This is a genomic window from Mesorhizobium sp. M0563 (assembly GCF_040321065.1).
Taxonomy (GTDB): Bacteria; Pseudomonadota; Alphaproteobacteria; order Rhizobiales; family Rhizobiaceae; genus Mesorhizobium.
Window position 1 is genome coordinate 73,937 of the sequence record NZ_JAMYQV010000008.1, and the last position, 21,128, is coordinate 95,064.

General features: G+C 64.2%; 19 protein-coding genes and 1 other RNA gene. 3 read left to right on the plus strand and 17 right to left on the minus strand.

Going from position 1 to position 21,128, the window contains the following annotated elements; all coding sequences use genetic code 11:
* The 5 genes from NKI50_RS13070 to NKI50_RS13090 form a co-directional block, all read right to left on the minus strand.
* Window positions 1-1,077: an imelysin family protein gene (locus NKI50_RS13070; RefSeq protein ID WP_023719579.1), complete on the minus strand. Its 1,077-nt coding sequence runs from the start codon at window positions 1,075-1,077 to the stop codon at window positions 1-3.
* The gene (locus NKI50_RS13075; RefSeq protein WP_502900362.1) at window positions 1,077-2,600 is read right to left on the minus strand and encodes a di-heme oxidoreductase family protein; all 1,524 of its coding nucleotides are present in this window, start codon (window positions 2,598-2,600) and stop codon (window positions 1,077-1,079) included. The genes NKI50_RS13070 and NKI50_RS13075 overlap by 1 nt, the downstream gene beginning before the upstream one ends.
* A 96-nt stretch (window positions 2,601-2,696) precedes the next feature.
* Entirely contained in the window at window positions 2,697-3,182 is a 486-nt protein-coding gene (bfr, locus tag NKI50_RS13080) for a bacterioferritin (RefSeq protein WP_023719581.1), read from the minus strand.
* Entirely contained in the window at window positions 3,148-3,459 is a 312-nt protein-coding gene (locus NKI50_RS13085) for a (2Fe-2S)-binding protein (RefSeq protein WP_084642720.1), read from the minus strand. Before NKI50_RS13085 ends, bfr begins: the two co-directional genes overlap by 35 nt.
* A gap of 55 nt (window positions 3,460-3,514) precedes the next feature.
* On the minus strand, window positions 3,515-4,807 hold the full coding sequence (locus NKI50_RS13090; RefSeq protein WP_502900363.1) for an imelysin family protein: 1,293 nt from the start codon (window positions 4,805-4,807) through the stop codon (window positions 3,515-3,517).
* A gap of 423 nt (window positions 4,808-5,230) precedes the next feature.
* On the opposite strand from NKI50_RS13090, the gene NKI50_RS13095 reads away from it, so the two are divergent.
* Window positions 5,231-6,484: an NAD(P)/FAD-dependent oxidoreductase gene (locus NKI50_RS13095; protein ID WP_352716733.1), complete on the plus strand. Its 1,254-nt coding sequence runs from the start codon at window positions 5,231-5,233 to the stop codon at window positions 6,482-6,484.
* A 1-nt stretch (window position 6,485) separates the two neighbouring features.
* Here NKI50_RS13095 and NKI50_RS13100 read toward each other — a convergent pair whose 3' ends face one another.
* The 12 genes from NKI50_RS13100 to ffs all read right to left on the minus strand — a co-directional run bounded on the left by NKI50_RS13100 (window position 6,486) and on the right by ffs (window position 19,351).
* Window positions 6,486-7,763, minus strand: coding sequence for a 4-aminobutyrate--2-oxoglutarate transaminase (locus NKI50_RS13100; RefSeq protein WP_352716735.1), 1,278 nt, complete (start codon window positions 7,761-7,763; stop codon window positions 6,486-6,488).
* A gap of 142 nt (window positions 7,764-7,905) precedes the next feature.
* Entirely contained in the window at window positions 7,906-8,655 is a 750-nt protein-coding gene (locus NKI50_RS13105) for an ABC transporter ATP-binding protein (protein WP_352493759.1), read from the minus strand.
* A complete protein-coding gene (locus NKI50_RS13110; RefSeq protein ID WP_352716737.1) occupies window positions 8,652-9,485 on the minus strand; it encodes an ABC transporter ATP-binding protein in 834 nt (277 codons plus the stop codon). The genes NKI50_RS13105 and NKI50_RS13110 overlap by 4 nt, the downstream gene beginning before the upstream one ends.
* Window positions 9,482-10,402 carry a nickel transporter permease gene (nikC, locus tag NKI50_RS13115; protein WP_292653972.1) on the minus strand — a complete coding sequence of 307 codons (921 nt, stop codon included), beginning with the start codon at window positions 10,400-10,402 and terminating at the stop codon, window positions 9,482-9,484. Before nikC ends, NKI50_RS13110 begins: the two co-directional genes overlap by 4 nt.
* A 13-nt stretch (window positions 10,403-10,415) precedes the next feature.
* Window positions 10,416-11,483 (minus strand): ABC transporter permease, encoded by a 1,068-nt coding sequence (locus tag NKI50_RS13120; protein ID WP_352716740.1) that lies wholly within the window; start codon window positions 11,481-11,483, stop codon window positions 10,416-10,418.
* Between the two features lie 18 nt (window positions 11,484-11,501).
* Window positions 11,502-13,145, minus strand: coding sequence for an ABC transporter substrate-binding protein (locus tag NKI50_RS13125; RefSeq protein ID WP_352716742.1), 1,644 nt, complete (start codon window positions 13,143-13,145; stop codon window positions 11,502-11,504).
* A gap of 201 nt (window positions 13,146-13,346) precedes the next feature.
* On the minus strand, window positions 13,347-14,624 hold the full coding sequence (locus tag NKI50_RS13130) for a lytic murein transglycosylase (protein ID WP_352716745.1): 1,278 nt from the start codon (window positions 14,622-14,624) through the stop codon (window positions 13,347-13,349).
* A 197-nt stretch (window positions 14,625-14,821) separates the two neighbouring features.
* A complete protein-coding gene (gene recR, locus NKI50_RS13135) occupies window positions 14,822-15,427 on the minus strand; it encodes a recombination mediator RecR (protein ID WP_352493754.1) in 606 nt (201 codons plus the stop codon).
* Between the two features lie 281 nt (window positions 15,428-15,708).
* The gene (locus NKI50_RS13140) at window positions 15,709-16,662 is read right to left on the minus strand and encodes a cell wall hydrolase (RefSeq protein ID WP_023719592.1); all 954 of its coding nucleotides are present in this window, start codon (window positions 16,660-16,662) and stop codon (window positions 15,709-15,711) included.
* A gap of 290 nt (window positions 16,663-16,952) precedes the next feature.
* Complete coding sequence (locus tag NKI50_RS13145) at window positions 16,953-17,276, minus strand: YbaB/EbfC family nucleoid-associated protein (protein WP_023719593.1); 324 nt, start codon at window positions 17,274-17,276, stop codon at window positions 16,953-16,955.
* Between the two features lie 32 nt (window positions 17,277-17,308).
* The gene (locus NKI50_RS13150; protein WP_352716747.1) at window positions 17,309-19,150 is read right to left on the minus strand and encodes a DNA polymerase III subunit gamma/tau; all 1,842 of its coding nucleotides are present in this window, start codon (window positions 19,148-19,150) and stop codon (window positions 17,309-17,311) included.
* Window positions 19,151-19,254: 104 nt separating this feature from the next.
* Window positions 19,255-19,351: signal recognition particle sRNA small type (gene ffs, locus NKI50_RS13155), an RNA gene on the minus strand.
* Between the two features lie 357 nt (window positions 19,352-19,708).
* Here ffs and NKI50_RS13160 point away from each other — a divergent pair.
* On the plus strand, window positions 19,709-20,128 hold the full coding sequence (locus tag NKI50_RS13160; protein WP_023717834.1) for an HIT family protein: 420 nt from the start codon (window positions 19,709-19,711) through the stop codon (window positions 20,126-20,128).
* A gap of 38 nt (window positions 20,129-20,166) precedes the next feature.
* Window positions 20,167-21,108, plus strand: a complete 942-nt coding sequence (nudC, locus tag NKI50_RS13165; RefSeq protein ID WP_023717835.1) for an NAD(+) diphosphatase — start codon at window positions 20,167-20,169, stop codon at window positions 21,106-21,108.
* Window positions 21,109-21,128: the final 20 nt, after the last annotated feature.

Consider the following 21,128-nt stretch of genomic DNA (forward strand, 5'->3'; position numbering starts at 1 on the left):
TCAGTCGCCGTCCAGTGACGAGAACCCGGCGGTCAGGCCAAATTCGGCGGTCAGCCTGGTTCCGATCAGGGTCGTCAGGCTGGATGTCACCAGCGAGAAATAATCGAGCTTGCGGCGCAGCGCCGGATCGGCAAGTGCCTTGTCGATCGGACCCCTGATCGCCTTGGCCGCCTCGATCCCGTTGGTGAGCTGGATGTGAACCGATTCCGCCATCCAGCGCGCATCGGGCGGCAGCGCGTCGCCAAGCTGCGAGGCCTGGAACAGCGCGTCCATGCCCGCCAGGTTCCCGGTCAGCGAGCGGGCGGTGTTTTGCGAGCGCCAATAGATCGCCTGTTTCGGTTTGTCGGCCTCCGGCTTGGCGCCCAGGAAGCCTTTCAGGCGCACGTCGCGCACCATTTTCAGCTCGTTGATGAAGACGCCGACCAGTTCGGTCACCGCTTCGGTGCCGCCGTGATAGAGCGCGTTCTGCGGACCCGGATTGGCCCAGAGCGCGGCAAAACCGTCGGGCTTGGTCCAGGCATCGCTGACCTCGCCGGCGATTGCCTCGATATTGCCGGCAATGGCCGCACCGTAGGCGCAGCGATAGGCGGCGTCCCTGCCGGCCAATTGATCGGCGCCGTCACCATGGAGCACGAATTCCAGTGCGCCGAGCCCTTGCATGGCGACGCTCTTTGTCGCCAGCTGGGCCGGATCGGCGGCTGTCGGATCCTTGCCGGCAAGTGCTGCCTGCACCTGCTTCAGGCCGATGCTCTTGCGGTCCGGCCAAAACAGCATGCGCTCAAGCCGGTTGTTTTCGGAGATCGGCCCGAAACGGATGATTTCCACCACCGACCAGGCATCCACGACACCCGAGAATTCGGCGCGTGCCGCATCGAGATTGTCTTGCGAGGGCGCCTGGCAAAGCGCGTGCATGATCTTCGCCAAGCTGTCCGCATGGTCATGCAGCCTGGCATAGGCCGGGCGGACGAAGCCGTCGGTCGCCCGCTGGATCACATCCGAAGCCTTCACCGCCGCGGATGCTGGCAGCGCACCGTTGAGGACCAGCAGAGCGAGCGCAAGCGCAAGACGCTTCGGCATCAGAGCGACTCCAGAAATTTGATCAGCGCATCGCGATCGGCCGCATCAGCGGCGGCAAAGCGGTCACGCGCCTTCTGGCCCTCGCCGCCATGCCACAGGATCGCCTCGGCCAGGCTGCGCGCGCGCCCGTCATGCAGGAAGAAGGTGTTGCCGCTGACGGTCTGGGTGAGCCCGATGCCCCACAGCGGCGGCGTGCGCCATTCGCTTCCCGTGGCCTCGCCCACCGCCTGCCCGTCGGCAAGGCCTGGTCCCATGTCGTGCAGCAGGAAATCGGAATACGGCCAGATCAGCTGGAAGGCCTGCGCCTTATTCGGGGTGCCGCGACGGGTGACGAATTTCGGCGTATGGCAGGAGATGCAGCCCATATCGTAGAACAGTTTTTTGCCGGCGAGCACGTCCGGTCTGTCGAGACCGCGCCGGGCCGGCACGGCAAGGTTTTGCGAATAGAAGGTAACGAGGTCCATGATCGGCGGCGGCGCTTCGACCGGACCGAGGCGCTCCTGCACGCCGTTAGGCAGGGCAAGGCAGGTCTTTTCTCCGGAGGTGCAATCGCCCCAGTGCTTCGGCACCTCGGGCGTCGAAATGCCGATATCACCGGCAAAAGCGTCCGCCGATTGCTGGCGGATCGATGCCGCCTGCGCCTTCCAGCCGAAACGGCCGAGCGTCAGTTCACCGCTGCTGCCGTCACGTATTATGTTGGGCCTGCCGGAAATCCCGTCACCATCGCGGTCGGCCGCATCGGCACGCGCAAGGATGTCGGCAGGAGCGATCTGCTCGACCAGGCCGAGGCCGATCATCGGCGGCGTCATGCGCGGCGACAGCGTGGTGTGCGGGTCGAGCGGCCCGTAGGCGAGGCCCTCGACCGAATAGCTCGGCTTGCGCAGCGACACCGTGCTGCCATCCGCCAATTTCACCTTCTCGTCCTGATAGTCGACATGCATCCTGCCCTCGCCCTGCAGGCCGGGTACCGCCAATTCCTGCAATTGCGTGCCATAGACCGGGTCGGGGAAGTTGAGCACCTTGTGATCGGCGAGCGCGGCTTCCTCCTCCTCGGTACTGGCTTGCCTTGCCAGGCGCAGGAACATCGAGGTGGTGCCGCTGTCGCCTTCGGGCGGATGGCCGCGGCCGTCCTTCAGATGACAGTTCTGGCAGCCGCGCTCATTGAACAGCGGACCGAGCCCATCCGAGGCCTGTGTCGAGGATGGCGAGGACACCCAGTTCTTGCGGAAAATGGCGTTGCCGAGCTTGAAGGTGCCCTCTTCCTCGAAGCTGATGTTGGCAGAGGATTGCGAGAAGGCGTCCTTGTTGACGTCCTTCTTCGAGGTGCCGGCGCCGCCCTGCATTAGCTCGAATTGCTCGGGCTTGGAGAAATCGCTGGTCGGCCTGGTAATGGCGATGACGCGCGCCAGATCCTTCGGCGCCAGATCGGTGCGGCTGGTGGCAAGGCCCGCCGGTTGCGGCGCTCCGGCCAGCGCCGAGGCTGTGAGCGTCGCCACCACGGCAAGAAAAGCGCCGCGAACCATTCCGTATCGCGGCTTCTTCTGAGGCGGCGGGCCGCAATGCTCGGCCGGCCGCAAGCGGCGCATGAAATCTAGGGTGCGCCGCATTCCCGCATGTCCTTATTCCGCCTCGTCGGCCGACGCCGCGTTGAGCTGGCCATACTTTTCTTCGCCGATCGAGGCCAGCAGATCGAGTTGCGTCTCGAGGAAGTCGATGTGACCTTCCTCGTCAGTCAGCAATTCCTCGAACAGCTTCATCGTCACGTAGTCGCCTGCCTCGTTGCAGATCTCGCGCGACCGCTTGTAGGCAGTGCGCGCGTCATATTCGCCGGCAAGATCGGATTCGAGCACTTCCTTGACATTCTGCCCGATGCGCAGCGGCGCCACGGACTGCAGGTTCGGATGGCCCTCGAGGAAAATGATGCGCGCCACGAGCCGGTCGGCATGGTGCATTTCCTCGATCGATTCGGCGCGTTCCTTCTTCGCCAGCTTGGCGTATCCCCAGTCTTCCAGCAGCCGGAAATGCACCCAGTACTGATTGACCGCTCCAAGTTCCAGAAACAGAGCCTCGTTAAGCCGCTCTATGATCTGCTGTTCGCCTTTCATGGGTTCTGCTCCCGTATTGGACGCGCAGGCCTCTGACGCGATCCAGGTGTGAAACGATGTCCACGCCGCTCGCCGCCGAGCGGGTGTGGTAATTTTCGGTGACCCGAATGATCGTTTCGACCACATTTGGGAAGCAGCCGCAACAGCGACCGCGCTTGTGCATGGCATGATAGACCTTCGCCGGCACGATAAGCTGCCAAGGGTCCTCATCCAGCAGTTCGACGATCGTCTGCTCTATCTCCTTTTCGGTGATGATGTTGCAATGGCAGATCAGCATTTGGCGCTCTGGCTGACGGCGCTCATTGCACCGCGTGGCTGGTGGTTTCGATAGTTTACTGGAACACCTTGTCCGGTGAATCGAGGCTGTCCGAGCCCTCGAAGGCTATGGCATTGAGCTTCAGGGTACCGACGGCGCGTTCGATCGACTTGGTCTGATCGACCAGCGCCTCGATCGCCGCCTGCACGGTGGCATTGCCTTCCGTGTTGCCCTCTCCGATCTGCTGGTCATAGGCCTCGCCGGCAAGCGCCCGCGCCTTGATGGCCTCCATCTTGGCGACGGTGACATCCAGTTTGTCCGATAATTCCTTGTCGATCGCCGGATCGGCCGCCTTGACCATGTCGGCCACCGACGGGCCCTCGACGACAGTGCCGTCAAGCCGCGTGTAGCTGCCGCGATAGGCGGCGCGGATGCCGACGGCGTCATTGAGATGGGAGTTGTAAGTGTTGTCGGAGAAACAATCGTGCTCCTCTTCCGGATCGTGCAGCAAGAGGCCGAGCTTCATCCGCTCGCCGGCGAGCTCGCCATAGGACAGCGAGCCCATGCCGGTGAAGATGGTCGAAATGGCGGCGTTCGGCTCGCCATCGACAAGGTTCTTGCGGGCGGCGCCGCCTTCCTTCCAGTCGTAGACCATGTCCTTGAGATCGGAAACCAGAAGGTCGCTCGCCGATTTCAGGTACTGCCCGCGACGGTCGCAATTGCCGCCGGTGCAATTGGCAAGATCGTAATCGGTGTAGGGCCGCTCGCCGGCGCCAGGACCGGTGCCGTGCAGGTCCTGGCCCCATAGCAGGAATTCGATGGCGTGATAGCCGGTCGCCACATTGGCCTCGATGCCGCCGGCTTCCTGCAGGGTGCCGGAGAGGAACTCCGGCGTCAGATTGGTAGCGTCGACCTTCTTGCCGTTGATCTCGATCGACTTGTTGGCGATCACATTGGCGGTATAGAGCGCGTTGGCGTCCGACTCGGTGCCGTAGCCCTTGGCGACATAGTCGATCAAGCCCTCGTCGAGCGGCCAGGAGTTCACCTTGCCTTCCCAGTCATCGACGATCGCATTGCCGAAGCGATAGACCTCGGTCTGCTGATAGGGAACGCGCGATGCCTTCCAGGCCTCGCGGGCGGCGTTCAGCGTTTCGGCCGATGGCTTGGCGAGCAGTGCATCGACAGCCTTGTCGAGCGCCTCGGCCGTGATCAGCGAATCCTCGTATTTGGCGAGCGCAATGTCGGAATAGGTCTTGATGACCGCCTTAGCATCGGTTTGCGCCTTGGCCGGCAGCACGAACACCGCCGCCGTGAGCATCGCGGTGGCGCCGATCGCCGCAAGCCTGCCGCCATACCGCGCCGTGATCATCGTTCTCATGACTGTCTCTCCTCGGGAATCAATGAAATGCCGGCGCCGCGGCGGGCAGTTGCCAGCGGGCAAAGAAGGGTCGCGCCATCGCGCGGTTCGCGGAAGAAAGACACCGAAATGCCTCCAATCGAAAGGGTTCAAGGCCCAGACATCAAAGGGATGCGCTGACGCGCGAGCTTCCATAAAACGGCGAAGACGCCGGATGTCAACTGGTGGTCTAGAAAAAATTCAATTGAAACAACAGTTTAGAATTATTCTAAACTAGAACTGTCAACTTTAACACCGATGTATCAGGAATGCCGGCGCATGACGCGATTGACAGGGGGGCATTCCGGGTGCGACCCGGATCGGCGTTCTTGCGGCGGCGCCGGACAATCGCCAGCTGGCGGGACGTCCTAGATTTGGATGAGGAATCGGGCTGTTATGAAGAACGGGGTTGTCATTGTCGGTGCGGGTCATGCGGGCGTGCAAGCGGCCGCCAGCCTGCGCGAAGAGGGCTATGACGGGCCGGTGATCCTGATCGGCGACGAAAACGAGTTGCCCTACCACAAGCCGCCGCTGTCGAAGACCTTCATCAAGGATCAGCAAGCAAAGCCGCAGCCGTTGCGCGGCGAGGCTTTTTATACCGGCAGCGCCATAGACTATCGGCCAGGCCTCCGGGTCGAGCGCATCGATGTAGGCGGCCGCCGGCTGGAGATATCGGGCGGCGGCGTGCTGCCGTTCGAGCGGCTGGTCCTCGCCACCGGCGCGCGGCCGCGCCTGCTGCCGCTGCCGGGTTCGGAGCTTTCCGGCGTTGTGTCGCTGCGCTCGCTCGGCGATGCCCGCCTGATCCGCGAATTGAGCGCGCAAAGCGAGGAGGCCGTCATCCTCGGCGGCGGCTTCATCGGCCTGGAGATTGCCGCGACGCTCACCGCCGCCGGCCGCAAGGTCACGGTGGTCGAGGCGGTCAACCGACTGCTCGGCCGCGCCGTGGCGCCGGTCATCGCCGGCCATGTGCGCAAGCGGCTGGAAGCCACCGGTGTGCGCGTCCTCACCGGCACCACCATCGAACGGCTGGAGGGCGAGAACGGCCGTGTTTCGGCTGCAATCACCTCGTCCGGCGAGAGATTGCCGGCACAGATGGTCGTCATCGGCATTGGCGTCGTGCCGAATGTCGAATTGGCCGAAGCCGCCGGTATTGCCATCGCCAACGGCATCCGCGTCGACCAGCAGATGCGCACGTCGGTGCCGGAAATCCTCGCCATCGGCGACGCCGCCTCCTACCGGCACTGGTTCACCGGCGGCGATGTGCGGCTGGAATCGGTGCAGAACGCCACAGACCAGGCGCGGCTCGCCGCGCGCACCATCATCGGCCATGCCGACAATTACTCGGCGGTGCCGTGGTTCTGGTCCGATATCGGCGACATGAAGCTGCAGATGGTCGGCCTGATTGCGGGCGGCGACAGCCATGTCGTGCTGGGCGACGTGGCCGAAAACAAATTCTCGATCTACCACTACGCCGCAAGCCGGCTGCTCGGCATCGAATCGGTCAACCGGCCCGGCGACCATATGCTTGGCCGCAAGATGCTCGGCGCCGGCTTTTCGCCGTCGCCGCAGATTGTCGCGACCGGGCCCGACGGGCTGAAGGCGGCGCTCGCCGCCTTCCAGCAGGCAGAGCCTGCAAGAGCGGCCGGATAGCTCAGGCGGCGCGAACTTCGCGGATCGAGCTTTCGAGGATGTCGAGCGCTTCGTTCATGACGGCGTCCTGGATGGTGATCGGCGCGAGGAAGCGGATGACGTTGCCGTAGACGCCGCAGGTCAGCAGGATCAGGCCCTTGTCGAGCGCCTTCAGCCGCACCGCATTGGCGAGTTCCGACGACGGCAGCCCCTTCGTCACATCGTTGAACTCGACCGCGTTCATGAAGCCAGGTCCTCGGATATCGACAATCTCAGGCGCTTCGTCGCGGATCGATTGCAGGCGCTGCTTCAGACGGTTGCCTAGCGTGTTGGCGCGGTCGCAGAGCTTCTCCTCATCGATGACGTCGAGCACGGCATGCGCCGCGGCGACGCCGATCGGGCTGCCGCCATAGGTGCCGCCCCGCCCGCCGGGGCTCGGCGCATCCATGATCTCGGCACGCCCGGTGACGGCCGCCAGCGGGAAGCCGCCGGCCAGGCTCTTGGCCATGGTGGTGATGTCGGCCGCCACCTCGTGGTGGTCCATGGCAAACATCTTGCCGGTGCGGGCAAAGCCGGTCTGCACTTCGTCGGCGATCAGCAGCATGCCGTGCTGGTCGCAGATCTTGCGCAATGCGGTCATGAAGTCGCGCGGCGCCTCGTAGAAGCCACCCTCGCCCTGCACCGGCTCGACGATGATCGCGGCGACGCGGGCCGGGTCGACATCGGCCTTGAACAGCCGGTCGAGCGCGGCCAGCGAATCGGCGACCGAGACGCCGTGCAGCGCCACCGGGAACGGCGCATGGAAGACATCCGCCGGCATGGCGCCGAAGCCGACCTTGTAAGGCACGACCTTGCCGGTCAGCGCCATGCCCATGAAGGTGCGGCCGTGAAAGCCGCCGGAAAAGGCGATGACCGCCGGCCGGCCGGTGGCATTGCGGGCGATCTTGATCGCGTTCTCGACCGCCTCGGCGCCGGTGGTGAGGAAAATCGTCTTCTTGTCGAACTTGCCGGGGAGCATGCCGTTCAGCCGTTCTGCCAGCCTGATATAGCTCTCATAAGGCACGACCTGGTAGCAGGTGTGGGTGAAACGGTCGAGCTGCGCCTTGACCGCTTCGATCACCCTAGGGTGACGGTGGCCGGTGTTGACGACAGCGATGCCGGACGAGAAATCGATATAGCGGCGGCCTTCGACGTCCCAGATCTCCGAATTTTCGGCGCGATCGGCATAGATCTGAGTGGTCATGCCGACGCCGCGGGAAATCGACTGGTTCTTGCGTTCGGAAATGGCTGAATTTGTCATCGTACCCCTCGCCGGGCCGGCGCCCGCTCTCGTTTGATGGCTGTTGAGACTCTTCTGGGCTTATTTCAGTTTTTCCTCAAGTTGGCACCGCCGCCGGGCGATTGGGCCTGCCGGTCGGCGTCAGCAACCGAACGCCCGTCGCTCATGCCGTCCTGACAAACCCCTCGCTGGCCCTCAGCAAATTGCGCGTATAATCCTTGGTGACACGGCGTTCGACAAGGTCGCCGGCGGCGAGGTGCTCGACCGCCTCGCCGTTCTGCATCACCATCAGCCGCTCGCACATATGGGTGATGATGGCGAGGTCGTGGCTGACCATCAGGAAGGTCAGCTTGCGGCGCCGCCGGATCTCCTCCAACAGGTTGAGCACTTCGGCCTGTACGGAAGCGTCGAGCGCCGACGTGGGTTCGTCGAGCAGCAGGATCGAGGGTTCGAGGATCAGGGCGCGGGCGATCGCGACGCGCTGGCGCTGGCCGCCCGACAGTTGATGCGAATAGCGGAAGCGGAATCCGGTTCCCAGGCCGACCTCGTCCAGCGCCCGCTGGATGCGCTTTTCACCGTCAGCGAAGCCGTGAATGGCGAGTGGCTCCTGCAGCAGGCGGTCGACGGTCTGGCGCGGGTGCAGCGAGCCGTACGGGTCCTGGAAGACCATCTGCACCTCGCGATAAAACGCCTTGTCGCGGCGCGCGCCGAGCGTTTTGCCGTTGACGGTAATGGTGCCTGATGCGGCCGGCGCCAGGCCGGCGATTGCCCTGAGAAGGGTCGACTTGCCGGAGCCGGATTCGCCGACGAGGCCGAACGATTCACCGGATTGCACCTCGAGGCTGACGCCTTTCAGCGCGCGGAAGCGGTCGAACATCACCTCCAGCCTGTCGACGGAAAGGGCTGCCGTCATGCCGCCCACTCCGGCTTGCGGTCGAGCACCGGCAACGGGTGGCGGTCGGCGCCGATCTTGGGCATGCAGTTGAGCAGGCCGCGTGTATAGGGATGCTGGGCGCGGCCGAGTTCGGAGGCCTTGAGCTGTTCGACCACCTTGCCGGCATACATGACGATGACACGATCGCAGAAGGACGAGACCAGGCGCAGGTCGTGCGAGATGAAGATCAGCCCCATGCCGCGCTCGCTGACCAGCCGGTCGAGGATGCCGAGCACGTCGAGCTGCACGGTGACGTCGAGCGCCGAGGTCGGCTCGTCGGCGATCATCATCTCCGGCCCGGCGATCAGCATCATGGCGATCATGGCGCGCTGGCCCATGCCGCCGGAAACCTCATGCGGATGCAGGTCGAAGACACGGACCGGATCGCGGATCTGCACAGCCTCCAGCATGGCAAGCGCGCGCTCGCGGGCTTCGGCCTTGGAGACCTTCTCATGCGTGCGCAGCGTCTCGACGATCTGGCGGCCGATGCTCATCACCGGGTCCAGCGAATATTTCGGATCCTGCAGGATCATGGCGATACGCTTGCCGCGCAGCGCCCGGCGCTCGCGCGGCGAGGCGGCCAGCAGGTCGATGCCGTCGAAAGCGAGCGTCTTCGCGGTCACCTCGGCCTGCGGCGGGGTCACTCCCATGATGGCGCGGCCGGTCTGCGATTTGCCCGATCCGCTCTCGCCGACGATGCCGAGCCGCTCGCGGCCGAGCGAGAAGGAAACGCCGCGCACCGCCTCGATCAGGCCGGTGCGCGTCGGGAAGGTAACGCGCAGGTCGTCGACTTCGAGAAGCGTGCTCATTGGTCACCGCTTCGGGGATCGAGCGCGTCGCGCAGGCCGTCGCCGAGCAGGTTGAAGCCGAGGCTGACGATGAGGATGGCAAAGCCCGGCGCGCCCGCCACCCACCACTGGTCGAGCACGAAGCGGCGGCCCGATGCGATCATCGCGCCCCATTCCGGCAGCGGCGGCTGCGCGCCGAGACCGAGGAAGCCGAGACCGGCGGCGGTCAGGATGATGCCGGCCATGTCGAGCGTCACCCTGATGATCAGCGAGGAGATGCAGAGCGGCATTATGTGGCGAAGCACGATGCGGAACGGCGAGGCGCCCATCAGCTGCACCGCCTTGATGTAATCGGAATTGCGCACCGTGAGCGTTTCGGCGCGCGCAATGCGGGCATAGGGCGGCCACGAGGTGATGGCGATGGCGAGCACGGCGTTTTCGATGCCGGGGCCGAGCGCGGCGACGAAGGCCAGCGCCAGGATCAGCTTCGGAAAGGCGAGAAAGATGTCGGTGATGCGCATCAGGATCGCATCGGTCCAGCCGCCGGCATAGCCGGCGACGGTGCCGACCAGCAAGCCGATGGGCGCGGCGATGATGGCAACCAGAATGACGACGTACAGTGTCCAGCGCGAGCCGAAGATGATGCGCGAATAGATGTCGCGGCCGAGATCGTCGGTGCCGAACCAGTGCGCGGCACTCGGCGCCAGCAGCCGCGAGCCCTTGAGGTCGCCGAATGTCGGCGAATAGGGCGCCAGCACATCGGCGAAGGCCGCGACCACCAGTAGGGCGATGATGATGAGCAGGCCGGCAAACGCCAGCCGGTTGGCGGAGAAGCGCCGCCAGGCCACGTAGGCGCGGCCGAGCCTTGCCTGCACGCGCGACGCCGGCCGCTCGCTGAGCAGCCAGTCGCGGCGGGTTTGAATCGCTTCCGTGCTCATCCTGCCTTCGTCCTCATCCTGCCTTGGTCCTGGGATCGAGCACCCGGTAGAGCAGGTCGGAGAATAGATTGATGGCGATGAAGACCGAGCCAATGATGATGGTGCCGCCGAGCACGGCATTCATGTCGGCGTTCTGCAGCGAGTTGGTGATGTAGAGGCCGATGCCCGGCCACGAAAACACCGTCTCGGTCAGCACCGAGCCTTCGAGCAGCCCGGCATACGACAGAGCGATCACCGTAACCATCGGCACCGCGGCGTTGCGCAGCGCGTGACTCCAGATGATGCGCGTTTCGGACAGGCCCTTGGCTCGTGCCGCGACGATATATTCCTGGGTGAGTTCGTTCAGCATGAAGGAGCGCGTCATGCGGCTGATATAGGCGAGCGAGAAATAACCGAGCAGCGAGGCCGGCAGGATGATGTGGCGGAAGGCATCGGCAAATACGTCCCACTGCCGCTGCCAGAGTGCATCCAGCAGGTAAAAGCCGGTAATCGGCGTGAAGGTGTATTCGTAGACGACATCGAGGCGGCCGGGAAAGGCGACCCATTGCAGCTTGGCGTAGAACAGAACCAGCGCCAGCAGCCCCAGCCAGAAGATCGGCACGGAATAGCCGACAAGGCCGATGATCCGCACGACCTGGTCGATGACGCTGCCGCGCCGCACCGCGGCCAGCACGCCAAGCGGCACGCCGATCACCGAACCGATCAATGTTCCCAGCGTCGCCAGTTCGAGCGTCGCGGGAAAGGCGCGGCGGATATCGGTCATCACCGGATTGGTGGTCAGCACCGAGGTGCCGAAATCACCGTTCAGGGCATGTTTGACATAGATGTAGAACTGCTCGACCAGCGGCAGGTCGAGGCCCATCTCGCGGCGCGTTCGTTCGACGACATTGGCCGGCGCCCGGTCGCCGAGCACCGCCAGCACCGGGTCGATCGGGATGACACGGCCGATGAAGAAGGTCACCGCGAGCAGACCGAGATAGGTCGTTATCGCGATGACCAGGAACCGGGCGATCGATGAGGCCACGGCAACGGCGCGGGCGCCGCCGCGCCCTGCCGTCACTTCGCTTTCAGCCACACTCATACGGCGCGTCCGCCGGCGTCACTCCTTCGAGACGGGGCCGACGAAGTTGGTGTCGAAGCTCGGGCCGAGCGCAAAGCCCTTGAGGTTCTTGCGCAGGCCGGCCACTTCCAGCTGCTGGTGGATGATGACGAAAGGACTGGTGTCGAGGATCTTCTTCTCGAGATCCTGGTACATTGTGGCGCGCTTGGCCGCGTCCTTCTCGAGCAGGGCGGCCTCCGTTTGCTTGGTCAGGTCCGGAATGTCCCAGGCGTTGCGCCAGGCCAGCGTCTTGGTCTTGCCTTCATCCGAATTGTCCGGGTTGCTGGCAAAGGTCTGCGCATTGGAATTCGGGTCGAAATAGTCCTGGCCCCACTGGCCGATATAGATGTCGTGGTTGCGGGCGCGGTATTTGGTCAGCGTCTGCTTGCCGTCGCCGGGGATGATCTCCAGCTTGATGCCGGCCTGTCCCAACGTCTGCTGGATCGATTCCGCCATGCCCGTCGTCGGCTGGCCGGTGCGCACGTCCATGGTGACGCTGAAGCCGTCGGCGAGACCCGCCTTGGCGAGCAGTTCCTTGGCCTTGGCGACGTCGAACTTGAACGGATTTTCGTCCAGCTCGCCGAGTACGCCCTTGGGCAGGAAGGTCTGATGGATCTCGCCGATGCCCTTGAGGATGGTCGTGCTCAAGGCATCGTAGTCGACCAGATATTTGAACGCCTGGCGAACCTCGGGCTTGGCGAGGTTCGCGTTCTTCTGGTTGAGGCTGATGTAATAGACCGTGCCCTTCGGCGCGCTGGTGGTGGTGAGGTCGGCATTCTTGGCGATGGCGTCGAGATCGTTCGGCTCGAGATTGCGGGCGACGTCGATGTCGCCGGCTTCCAGCGCCAGGCGCTGGCCCGAGCTTTCCTTCATGTTGCGATAGATGACACGGGCAAGCTTGGCCTTCTCGCCGTTGTAATTGTCGTTGCGTTCCAGCACGACGGCCTCGTTGGCGCGCCATTCGCGCAGCTTGAAGGCGCCGGAGCCGGCATAGCCGGTCTTCAGCCAGGCATTGCCGAAATCATTGTCCCATTTGTAGTCGGCGCTCGGCGTGACCGCGGCGACATGCTCCTTGACCAGCTTGGCGTCGACCACCGAGGCGACCGTCGCCGACAGGCAGTTCAGCACGAAGCTCGGCGCATAGGCCTTGTCGACGGTGAACTGGAACGTCGTATCATCAACGGCCTTCGCCTTCTCGGTGACATTGCCGCCATCGATGCCGAACTGGCCGATGATGAAGGCCGGGCTCTTGTCGAGCTTGATGGCGCGCTCGAACGAATAGGCGACGTCCGCCGCCGTGATCGGATTGCCGGAGGCGAATTTGAGGCCGAGCTTGAGCTTGAACGTGTAGGTCAGGCCGTCGTCGGAGACGCTCCAGCTTTCCGCGAGATCGCCTTTGACCTTGGAGGTGTCGCTGAGGTCGAGGCGTACCAGGAGATCATAGGTGTTGCCGGTGATTTCGGCGGTCGACAATTCGAATGCCTCGCCCGGATCCATGGAGATGATGTCGTCGATGGCGAAACCCTCGACCAGCGTGTCGGCGGGCGTGACCGCGAAGGCAGGCGCAGCGGCCAGAAGCAGCGCGGACATGGCCGCGCCCGCGAGCAAGAAGCGGGAGCGTAGAGCAAACTTTTCCATCATCATTTTAACTGTTCCCTGTTTTTGTTGACCTGAGTTCCCGGCTCAGGGTTGTGGCATTTTCTTGCCGCGTCGAACGGTGATCCCCGGACCATTGTCTTGGCAATTTTTGTGCAGTTCCGGCTCACCATATCCGGCGGTTTCGAGCGCGGCAACGAGCATTTGCAGAACGGTCGATTGGGCCAGACCGGCGGTGCGAAAACCCGGCTATTTCAGCGCGGTAGCCAGGTCGGCGTCGGGAAAGCAGGTAGCGGAACGGCCGTTTCTGGCCTGCCATTTGCCGATCGAGCGGCGCGTCTTGAAGCCGGGCAGGCCGTCGGCGCTGCCGACATCATAACCCTTTGCCTCCAGCGCCCGCTGCAGGGCGGCGATGTCGGAGCGGTAGAGCCCGCCGACCGCGCCCCAATTGCCCGAGAAATTGCTGTCGCCATGGGCGATGCGATCGGCGCCATGGCCGATGAACAGGGCATAGAGATCGCTGGTGTTGTACTGCTTCAGCACGTAGAAATTGGGGGTCACGATGAAGGCCGGGCCGCTGCGCCCGGCCGGCATCAAAAGAAAACCTTCTGCCTTCAGTTCACTCGCCGGGAATGGTTTACCCGACACACGCCTGATACCCATATCAGCCCATTGCGAAATCTTCTTGCCCTGGTCGGGACCTTCGAGCGAGCACGAGACGCTGTCCGGTATCGTCACCTCGAAGCCCCAGCCGCGGCCCCTGACCCAGCCATAATGCACGAGATAATTGGCGATCGACGCCAGTATGTCGGGCCTCGAATTCCAGATGTCGGTGCGGCCGTCGCCATCGAAATCGACGGCATGCTTCAGAAACGACGTCGGCATGAACTGCGGCTGACCGAGCGCACCGGCCCAGGACGATTTTATCGCGCCGACCGGGGCAAGCCCGCGCTCGACGATCTCGAGCGCCGCCAGCAGCTCGGTGCGGAAGAATTCTTTCTTCGTCGACATGAACGCCTTGGTGCCCAGCACCTCGAAGGCGTCGTAGGGCAGCTTTGCCGCACCGAAGCCGCTCTCGCGGCCCCAGATCGCCAGCAGCACTTCGCCGGGCACGCCATAGCGCTTCTCGATAGCGGCAAGGGTCCTAGCGTTGGCCGCCTCGCGGGTGCGGCCGCCGGCGGTGACCGCGCGAACTATCTTTTCGGCGAAATAGGCGCCCGGCGAACCGAACTCGGCCTGATGCTGCTTCCGCGGCGTCGTCGCCTTCTCGCCCGGCAGCACCAGGTCGGGCAGCTTGAGGTTCGGCTTGACGCCGTCGAAGGCGGCATCGAAGGTTTTCCTGGAGATGCCTTTGGCCTTGGCTTCGGGCCAGAGGTCGTTGCCAAGCCAGGCGCGGAACTGATCGTCGATTTTTGCCGCGGAGACGGGGGTGGCGAGGAGGAAGGCGGCAAGTGCGGCGAGAAGAAACGCGACGGCTATTTTGTGAAAGCAGCGATCCGTCCCACCCCCCTCTGTCCTGCCGGACATCTCCCCCGCAAGGGGGGAGATTGGCTGTCGCCTCTGCTTCCGCCAATTTTCGACGTTGAAAGATTGGCGGCGAGATTGACGCTGCCGATCTCCCCCCTTGCGGGGGAGATGTCCGGCAGGACAGAGGGGGGTGTGACAGAGTGCCCGCCTTAAAAAATGCGCAGCAGCCATCATCCGCACTCTCCCCGCCACTCGCCTCAAAACGCCGTCCGCGAGCGCAGTGCGGCGGCCAGCGTGCCTTCGTCGAGATAATCGAGCTCGCCGCCGACCGGAACGCCATGCGCCAGCCGCGTCACCTTGATGTCGAAGCCGGAAAGCTGGTCGGTGAGGTAGTGCGCGGTGGTTTGGCCCTCGACCGTGGCGTTGACGGCGAGGATCACTTCCTTGACTTCGCCGCCGGCGACGCGATCGACCAGCGAACGGATGTTGAGCTCATCAGGACCAATGCCGTCGAGCGGCGACAGCGTACCGCCGAGCACATGGTAGCGCACGTTCATGGCGGTCGCCCGCTCCAGCGCCCAAAGGTCGGCCACGTCCTCGACGACGATGAGCGTGGTGGGGTCGCGGCGCGGGTCGGTGCAGATCATGCAGGGATCGGAGGTGTCGACATTGCCGCAGGTCGAGCAGATGCGCACCTTGTCGACCGCCTCGCCCATGGCGGCGGCGAGCGGCGCCAGCAGCTGCTCCTTCTTCTTGATGAGGTGGAGCGCGGCGCGCCGTGCCGAACGCGGGCCGAGCCCCGGCACCTTGGCCAGCAGCTGGATCAGGCGTTCGATCTCGGGACCGGCGATTCGCTTCGACATCGCACCGGTTTAGGATTTTTCAACGGGTTTTGGAACACCACTGAGGCGCGTGCTGTCCAGCGGGCAGAGAGGCAATCGCCCAGGTTTGCGCCGCCCCTCATTGCCCTGCCGGGCATTTCTCCCCGTATAGCGGCGGGGAGAAAGGGCTGACCGCAACCTCGGTCCCTTTTTTTGCGACGCCGGAAATTGGCGAAATCCTTGGCCACAGCGTCCTTCTCCCGTCACTATACGGGGAGAAGATGGCGGCAGCCAGATGAGCGGCGGCGCCGACGTTGACCGTCTCAGTTTTCTTCCAGCGGCCGGGTCTGGCCGGCGATCATCGCGCCGATGGCGTCGGTGTTCTCGGGCGTCGCCTCGAACGACATTGTCGGCTCTGCCGGCGCTGCCTCGAAGGAGGTGACAGGCCGTGCGCTCGCGGTCCCACCGAAACGGGCCGCATCGGGCTCCTGCATTGGTTCTTGCAGCGCCACCAGCACCGGCTTCTCCTGGGTGGGCTTCTCTGGGGCCGCCCTCTCCGGGGTCGCCATCCCGGCAGTCACCCTTGTCTGCTTTGCCGGCTGCGATGCGGCGGCGGTCACATAGGTCGCCTTGGCGAATGTCGGCTTGGCGTCGCGCGCCGGCTCGGCCGAGGCGACAAGTATGGCCTGAGCGGCAGGCGCTTGCGGCTTGGCCTGGGCCACGGCGACCACCGGTTCGTCCGGCAGCGGCTGCCAGTTGCGGCCGCGCTTTTCATAGAAGGCATTGCCGCCGGCGACCATGGTGTAGTGCATGTTCTTGTAGGGGAAGCGCAGGCCGGCGGTGTGGAAGTACATCGTGTTCTTCAGCTTGGCTTTGCGCTCGCCCTTGAGCACCGCCGCGGCGGCTTCCTCGACATCGGGCATCGCCTTCGAATTCATCGGCCGCGTCATGACGCCCGGCGCGAATTGGCCGCGCTCGCCAACGACCTGGCAGATGGTGTTGCCATGCTTGCCGGACCGCAGCCGGTTCATCACCACCGTGCCGACCGCAATCATGCCGTCACGGCTCGACCGGTTGGACTCGAAGAACATTGCCCGCTCCAGGCACTCCTTTTCCTTCGGCGTGGAATTGTAGGAACGCGAGCTCAGGAAACCCGGCGTAATGGCATCGGTCAGGCTGGACATGCCGTGCGAGGCGGTCTGACTGCAAGCGGCCAAAAACAGCGGCGAGATAACGACGCCGAGCCGCAACGGCGTCTTCCATCGGGTAGAGATCAACAGGCGTCCCCTCATTCTGCTGCCAGCCCGCCCCTGGTTGCGGCAAGAATGAGACACTTTCAGGCAAAAAGATGGCTAAAGCGTTATTAAGTGTGGGGAGTTGCCTAATAGACACAGCCGGCGGAAGAGCAAGCACTGGCTGCTGCACTCTTCGGCCACTGTAACGGCATACCGATTGACTAAAAGCGCGTCGCGTTCGACCGGCCTCAGGCGACGCGCTTTACGTTCTTGTTTCGATGCATGTCGTTACCGCAAAACCGCTGCACACTTTTGCGCGACATGCATTAGCCTTAGAAGGGCAGTTTCATTCCCGGCGGGATCGGCAGTCCCGCGGTCAGCGCCTTGGTCTTTTCCTGCATGGTTTGCTCGACCTTGGTCCTGGCGTCGTTGTGGGCAGCGAGAAGCAGATCCTCGAGAATCTCGACCTCGTCCTCCTTGAACAGCGACGGGTCGATCTTCAGCGACTTCATCTCGAATTTGCCGGTCAGCGTCACGCTGACCAGGCCGCCGCCGGCCTGTCCGGTGGCTTCCAGCGTGGCGATCTCATCCTGCATGGCCTGGAACTTGGCCTGCATTTCCTTTGCCTTGCCCATCAGGCCGAGAAGATCTTTCATCGCACGGTCCTTTGCAGTTGGTGCCGGTTGTTTCAGGTTTCGTCGTCGTCTGCCGGCGGCTCGACCGGCACTTCGCCCTCGGCCGCATCGGCCTCCGGCGCGTCGGGAATGCGCACGTCGATGATCTTGGCGCCGGGAAAGCGCGCCAGGATGGCGGCGACCGTCGGATCGCTCTTGGCATCGAGGAAGGCATTTTCGCGCTTTGTCGATTCCATCTCGGCCAAGGTCTGGCCGCCCTCTTCCTTCGACAGCGACACCAGCCAGTTGCGGCCGGTCCAGGCGCGCAATTTGGCGGTCAAATCGTTGAGCAGCATCTTCGGCGCATCGTCGGTCAGGCTGACGTCGATACGGCCGGGCTCGATGCGCACCAGGCGCACGCAACGCTTGACCAGCACCTTGAAGGCCATGTCGCGCTGGGCGTCGGCAAGGGCAACAATGTCGGCCAGCGATTTCACCGCCACCGGCGGCGCCTTGACCACCGGCTCCGGCGGAGCAACGAAATTGGTCGGCACCGGCTCGGGCTCGACCAGGCGCATCGACTGCGCGCCGCCATTGGCCGTCGGCATCCGCGTCTGCGCCACGGCACCGGCACCACCGCTTGCAGGCCCATGGCTTGCGGGTCCGGGGCTTGCGGGGCCGGGGCTTGCCGGCGCGCCATTCGCGCGCGGCGCGGAGCCGGGCAGCGAAACGCCGCTCTCCAGCGATCTCAGCGCCTCGTCCAGCGTCGGCAGGTCGGCGGCATGCGCCAACCGGATCAGCACCATCTCGGCGGCGCTGACTGGACGGTTGGAAGTCTGCACCTCGGGAATGCCTTTCAAAAGCATCTGCCATGTCCGCGACAGCACCTTGACCGACAGCGTCCTGGCGAAATCGGCGCCGCGCCGGCGCTCGTCCTCGGACAGCGAGGCGTCGTCGACAGCAGCCGGCACGAAGCGCAGACGGGTGACCAGATGGTTGAACTCGGCAAGGTCGGTCAGCACCGCGGCAGGATCGGCGCCGGTATCGTACTGGGCACGGAATTCGGCAAGCGCGGCGGCGACGTCGCCTTTCATGACATGTTCGAACAGGTCGACGATGCGGGCACGGTCGGCCAGGCCCAGCATGGCGCGGACCGCTTCGGCGCTGACCGCGCCGCCGCCATGGGCGATCGCCTGGTCGAGGATGGACTGCGCGTCACGCATCGAGCCTTCGGCCGCGCGCGCGATCATCGCCAGCGCATCGTCTTCGACTTCGATGCCCTCCAGACCCGCTATCCTGGCAAGGTCGGCCTTGATCATTGCCGCATCGATGCGCCTGAGGTCGAAACGCTGGCAGCGCGACAGGACGGTGATCGGCACCTTGCGGATTTCGGTGGTGGCGAAGATGAACTTGACGTGCGGCGGCGGCTCTTCCAGCGTCTTCAGCAGGCCGTTGAAGGCCTGGTTGGAAAGCATGTGCACTTCGTCGATGATGTAGACCTTGTAGCGCGCCGATACCGGGGCGTAGCGCACGCGTTCGATGATGTCCCTGATGTCGTCGATGCCGGTATGCGAGGCGGCGTCCATCTCGATGACGTCGACATGGCGGCCTTCCATGATCGCCTGGCAATGCTCGCCGAGCACGGCAAGGTCGACTGAAGGCTGGTCGACGGTCGATGTTTTATAGTTCAGGGCCCGCGCCAGTATGCGCGCGGTCGTCGTCTTGCCGACGCCGCGCACGCCGGTCAGCATCCAGGCCTGGGCGATGCGGCCGGTGGCAAAGGCATTGGTCAAGGTGCGGACCATCGGCTCCTGGCCGATCAGTTCGGAGAAATTCGACGGTCGGTATTTGCGCGCCAGCACGCGATAGGCGGCAGGCTTGTCCGATTTCCCGGCGTCGTTTCCGGCTTCGCTCATTCGCCCGTTAAGCTCCAAGGGCTGCCACTGGAGGCGGCCGATTCCTGCGCATAGTTTCGCCCGCACGGCTTGGCGCCGTCAATGTCGGGGCAAAAGGCGAAGAGGCGGGAGGCTGGAACAATGACCCGTTCCGGGCTCGTTAGGGCTGCTTCCTTCCGGACCTGACCCGGTTGGCGAGTGGACCGTCCACCACCAACCTCCCGGCCTCCATATCGGCAATCCGGCGATGAAATGCAAGTGCGGATGATAGGAGTCGTGCGCGACGGCGAAAGCTGAAACCAAAAACCCGCCTCGGCGGGCGGGTCGTTGGTGCGAATAATCACCATAGCGACATTAGTAGCATAGCTGCCGGCACAAAGCAAGAACAAAATGTGGCTGCGGTCAAAATTGTCGACCTCGGCGGGGCAGCGCCAACCGTATGCAATGCCCTGGTCCTCGGTTCTTCGCGCACAATCAGCGCCACGACGGCCAATGTTGCTTGCTGCCCCTTGCGGCCCCCCGGTAGCCGCTCTAGCGTCGATAAAGTTCAAAAAACGTCAAAATGCGAGGGAAACGCCGATGCTGCCGGGCCTCAAGGCAGGATTCACGCTTGACGCTCAGCTGGAAGCCGACAGCGAACAGCTGATGTGGCTCGGCCTGTGCGAATTGCGCGTCATGAACGACCGCCGCTGGCCGTGGCTGCTGCTGGTGCCGCAGCGGCCGGGCATCGAGGAAATCCACGACATGACGCCGCTCGACCAGGCGATGCTGACCTTCGAGACCAACATGGTGGCGCTGGCGCTGAAGCGGGTGACCGGCTGCACCAAGATCAACACCGGCGCGCTCGGCAACATCGTGCGGCAGTTGCACGTGCATGTTATCGCGCGCTCGGAAGGCGATCCCGGCTGGCCCGGCCCGGTGTGGGGGCACGGCCTGCGCGAGCCCTACCAGCGCTCCGACATTCGCAAGTTTGCGGAAAAGATCAAGGCAGCGCTATAAGCCTCTCCCGTGTCCATCTTGAACCTTCCCGAGTCCGCATGAGCTTTAGCCTGTTTGACGCGCCCTTGCGCGAGCCGAGCCAGTTCGTCGGCTTCGCCGGCAACATCATCGACCGGCAATCCGAAAACCGCGCCGACGATTCCGTCGAAAAGGCGCTCGCCGATCCGACGACTCGGCTTTTGCTGATGCATGGCGGCCGGCTCTATCTGAAGCTTGCGCAAGACGCATTCGATCCCTGGTTCGGCGTGGCCGAAAGCCGGCCGCTCGAGGCATCGCTCGAAAACGGCGTCCTGCTCGGTTTTTCCGAAAGTGGCCCGGTGCTGGCGGTGCCGGCCGCGGTCGAGCCCGAGCAGCTTCCCGAGACGATCAAGGCGATCGACTATCGCTCGGTCTATATGCAGGGGCTGATCGACGAAGCGGCGGCCGGCGCGCTGGCGCAAGGGGCGGCGCTGCTCGCCTGGCATGCCAGCCATCGCTTCTGCAGCAAATGCGGCACCGAAGCCGAGATGCGGGCCGGCGGCTACAAGCGGCATTGCCCGGCCTGCGGTACGGAGCACTTTCCGCGCACCGACCCGGTGGCGATCATGCTGACGGCGACGCGCGAAAAATGCCTGCTCGGCCGCGGCCGGCATTTCGGGCCCGGCATGTATTCGGCGCTCGCCGGTTTCATCGAGCCGGGCGAGACGATCGAGGCGGCGGTGCGCCGCGAAACGCTGGAGGAAGCCGGCATCCGGCTCGGCCGCGTCGTCTACCACGCCAGCCAGCCCTGGCCGTTTCCCTATTCGCTTATGATCGGCTGCTTCGGCGAACCGCTCAACGACGACATCCACCCCGACCTCAACGAGCTGGAAGACTGCCGCTGGTTCTTTCGCGACGAGGTGCTGTCGATGCTGGCCAGGGAACATCCGGGCGGCCTGGTGACGCCGCCGAAAGGGGCGATCGCCTATAACCTGATCCGCGCCTGGGCCGACAGCGCGTGACACGAAGACATCGCAGGAGC

Excerpts from the sequence above, each read along its gene's own strand:
- NKI50_RS13070 (WP_023719579.1), bottom strand. The coding sequence starts at position 1,077 with ATGCCGAAGCGTCTTGCGCTTGCGCTCGCTCTGCTGGTCCTCAACGGT.
- NKI50_RS13075 (WP_502900362.1), bottom strand. The coding sequence starts at position 2,600 with ATGGTTCGCGGCGCTTTTCTTGCCGTGGTGGCGACGCTCACAGCCTCG.
- bfr (WP_023719581.1), bottom strand. The coding sequence starts at position 3,182 with ATGAAAGGCGAACAGCAGATCATAGAGCGGCTTAACGAGGCTCTGTTT.
- NKI50_RS13085 (WP_084642720.1), bottom strand. The coding sequence starts at position 3,459 with ATGCTGATCTGCCATTGCAACATCATCACCGAAAAGGAGATAGAGCAG.
- NKI50_RS13090 (WP_502900363.1), bottom strand. The coding sequence starts at position 4,807 with ATGATCACGGCGCGGTATGGCGGCAGGCTTGCGGCGATCGGCGCCACC.
- NKI50_RS13095 (WP_352716733.1), top strand. The coding sequence starts at position 5,231 with ATGAAGAACGGGGTTGTCATTGTCGGTGCGGGTCATGCGGGCGTGCAA.
- NKI50_RS13100 (WP_352716735.1), bottom strand. The coding sequence starts at position 7,763 with ATGACAAATTCAGCCATTTCCGAACGCAAGAACCAGTCGATTTCCCGC.
- NKI50_RS13105 (WP_352493759.1), bottom strand. The coding sequence starts at position 8,655 with ATGACGGCAGCCCTTTCCGTCGACAGGCTGGAGGTGATGTTCGACCGC.
- NKI50_RS13110 (WP_352716737.1), bottom strand. The coding sequence starts at position 9,485 with ATGAGCACGCTTCTCGAAGTCGACGACCTGCGCGTTACCTTCCCGACG.
- nikC (WP_292653972.1), bottom strand. The coding sequence starts at position 10,402 with ATGAGCACGGAAGCGATTCAAACCCGCCGCGACTGGCTGCTCAGCGAG.
- NKI50_RS13120 (WP_352716740.1), bottom strand. The coding sequence starts at position 11,483 with ATGAGTGTGGCTGAAAGCGAAGTGACGGCAGGGCGCGGCGGCGCCCGC.
- NKI50_RS13125 (WP_352716742.1), bottom strand. The coding sequence starts at position 13,145 with ATGATGATGGAAAAGTTTGCTCTACGCTCCCGCTTCTTGCTCGCGGGC.
- NKI50_RS13130 (WP_352716745.1), bottom strand. The coding sequence starts at position 14,624 with ATGTCCGGCAGGACAGAGGGGGGTGGGACGGATCGCTGCTTTCACAAA.
- recR (WP_352493754.1), bottom strand. The coding sequence starts at position 15,427 with ATGTCGAAGCGAATCGCCGGTCCCGAGATCGAACGCCTGATCCAGCTG.
- NKI50_RS13145 (WP_023719593.1), bottom strand. The coding sequence starts at position 17,276 with ATGAAAGATCTTCTCGGCCTGATGGGCAAGGCAAAGGAAATGCAGGCC.
- NKI50_RS13150 (WP_352716747.1), bottom strand. The coding sequence starts at position 19,150 with ATGAGCGAAGCCGGAAACGACGCCGGGAAATCGGACAAGCCTGCCGCC.
- NKI50_RS13160 (WP_023717834.1), top strand. The coding sequence starts at position 19,709 with ATGCTGCCGGGCCTCAAGGCAGGATTCACGCTTGACGCTCAGCTGGAA.
- nudC (WP_023717835.1), top strand. The coding sequence starts at position 20,167 with ATGAGCTTTAGCCTGTTTGACGCGCCCTTGCGCGAGCCGAGCCAGTTC.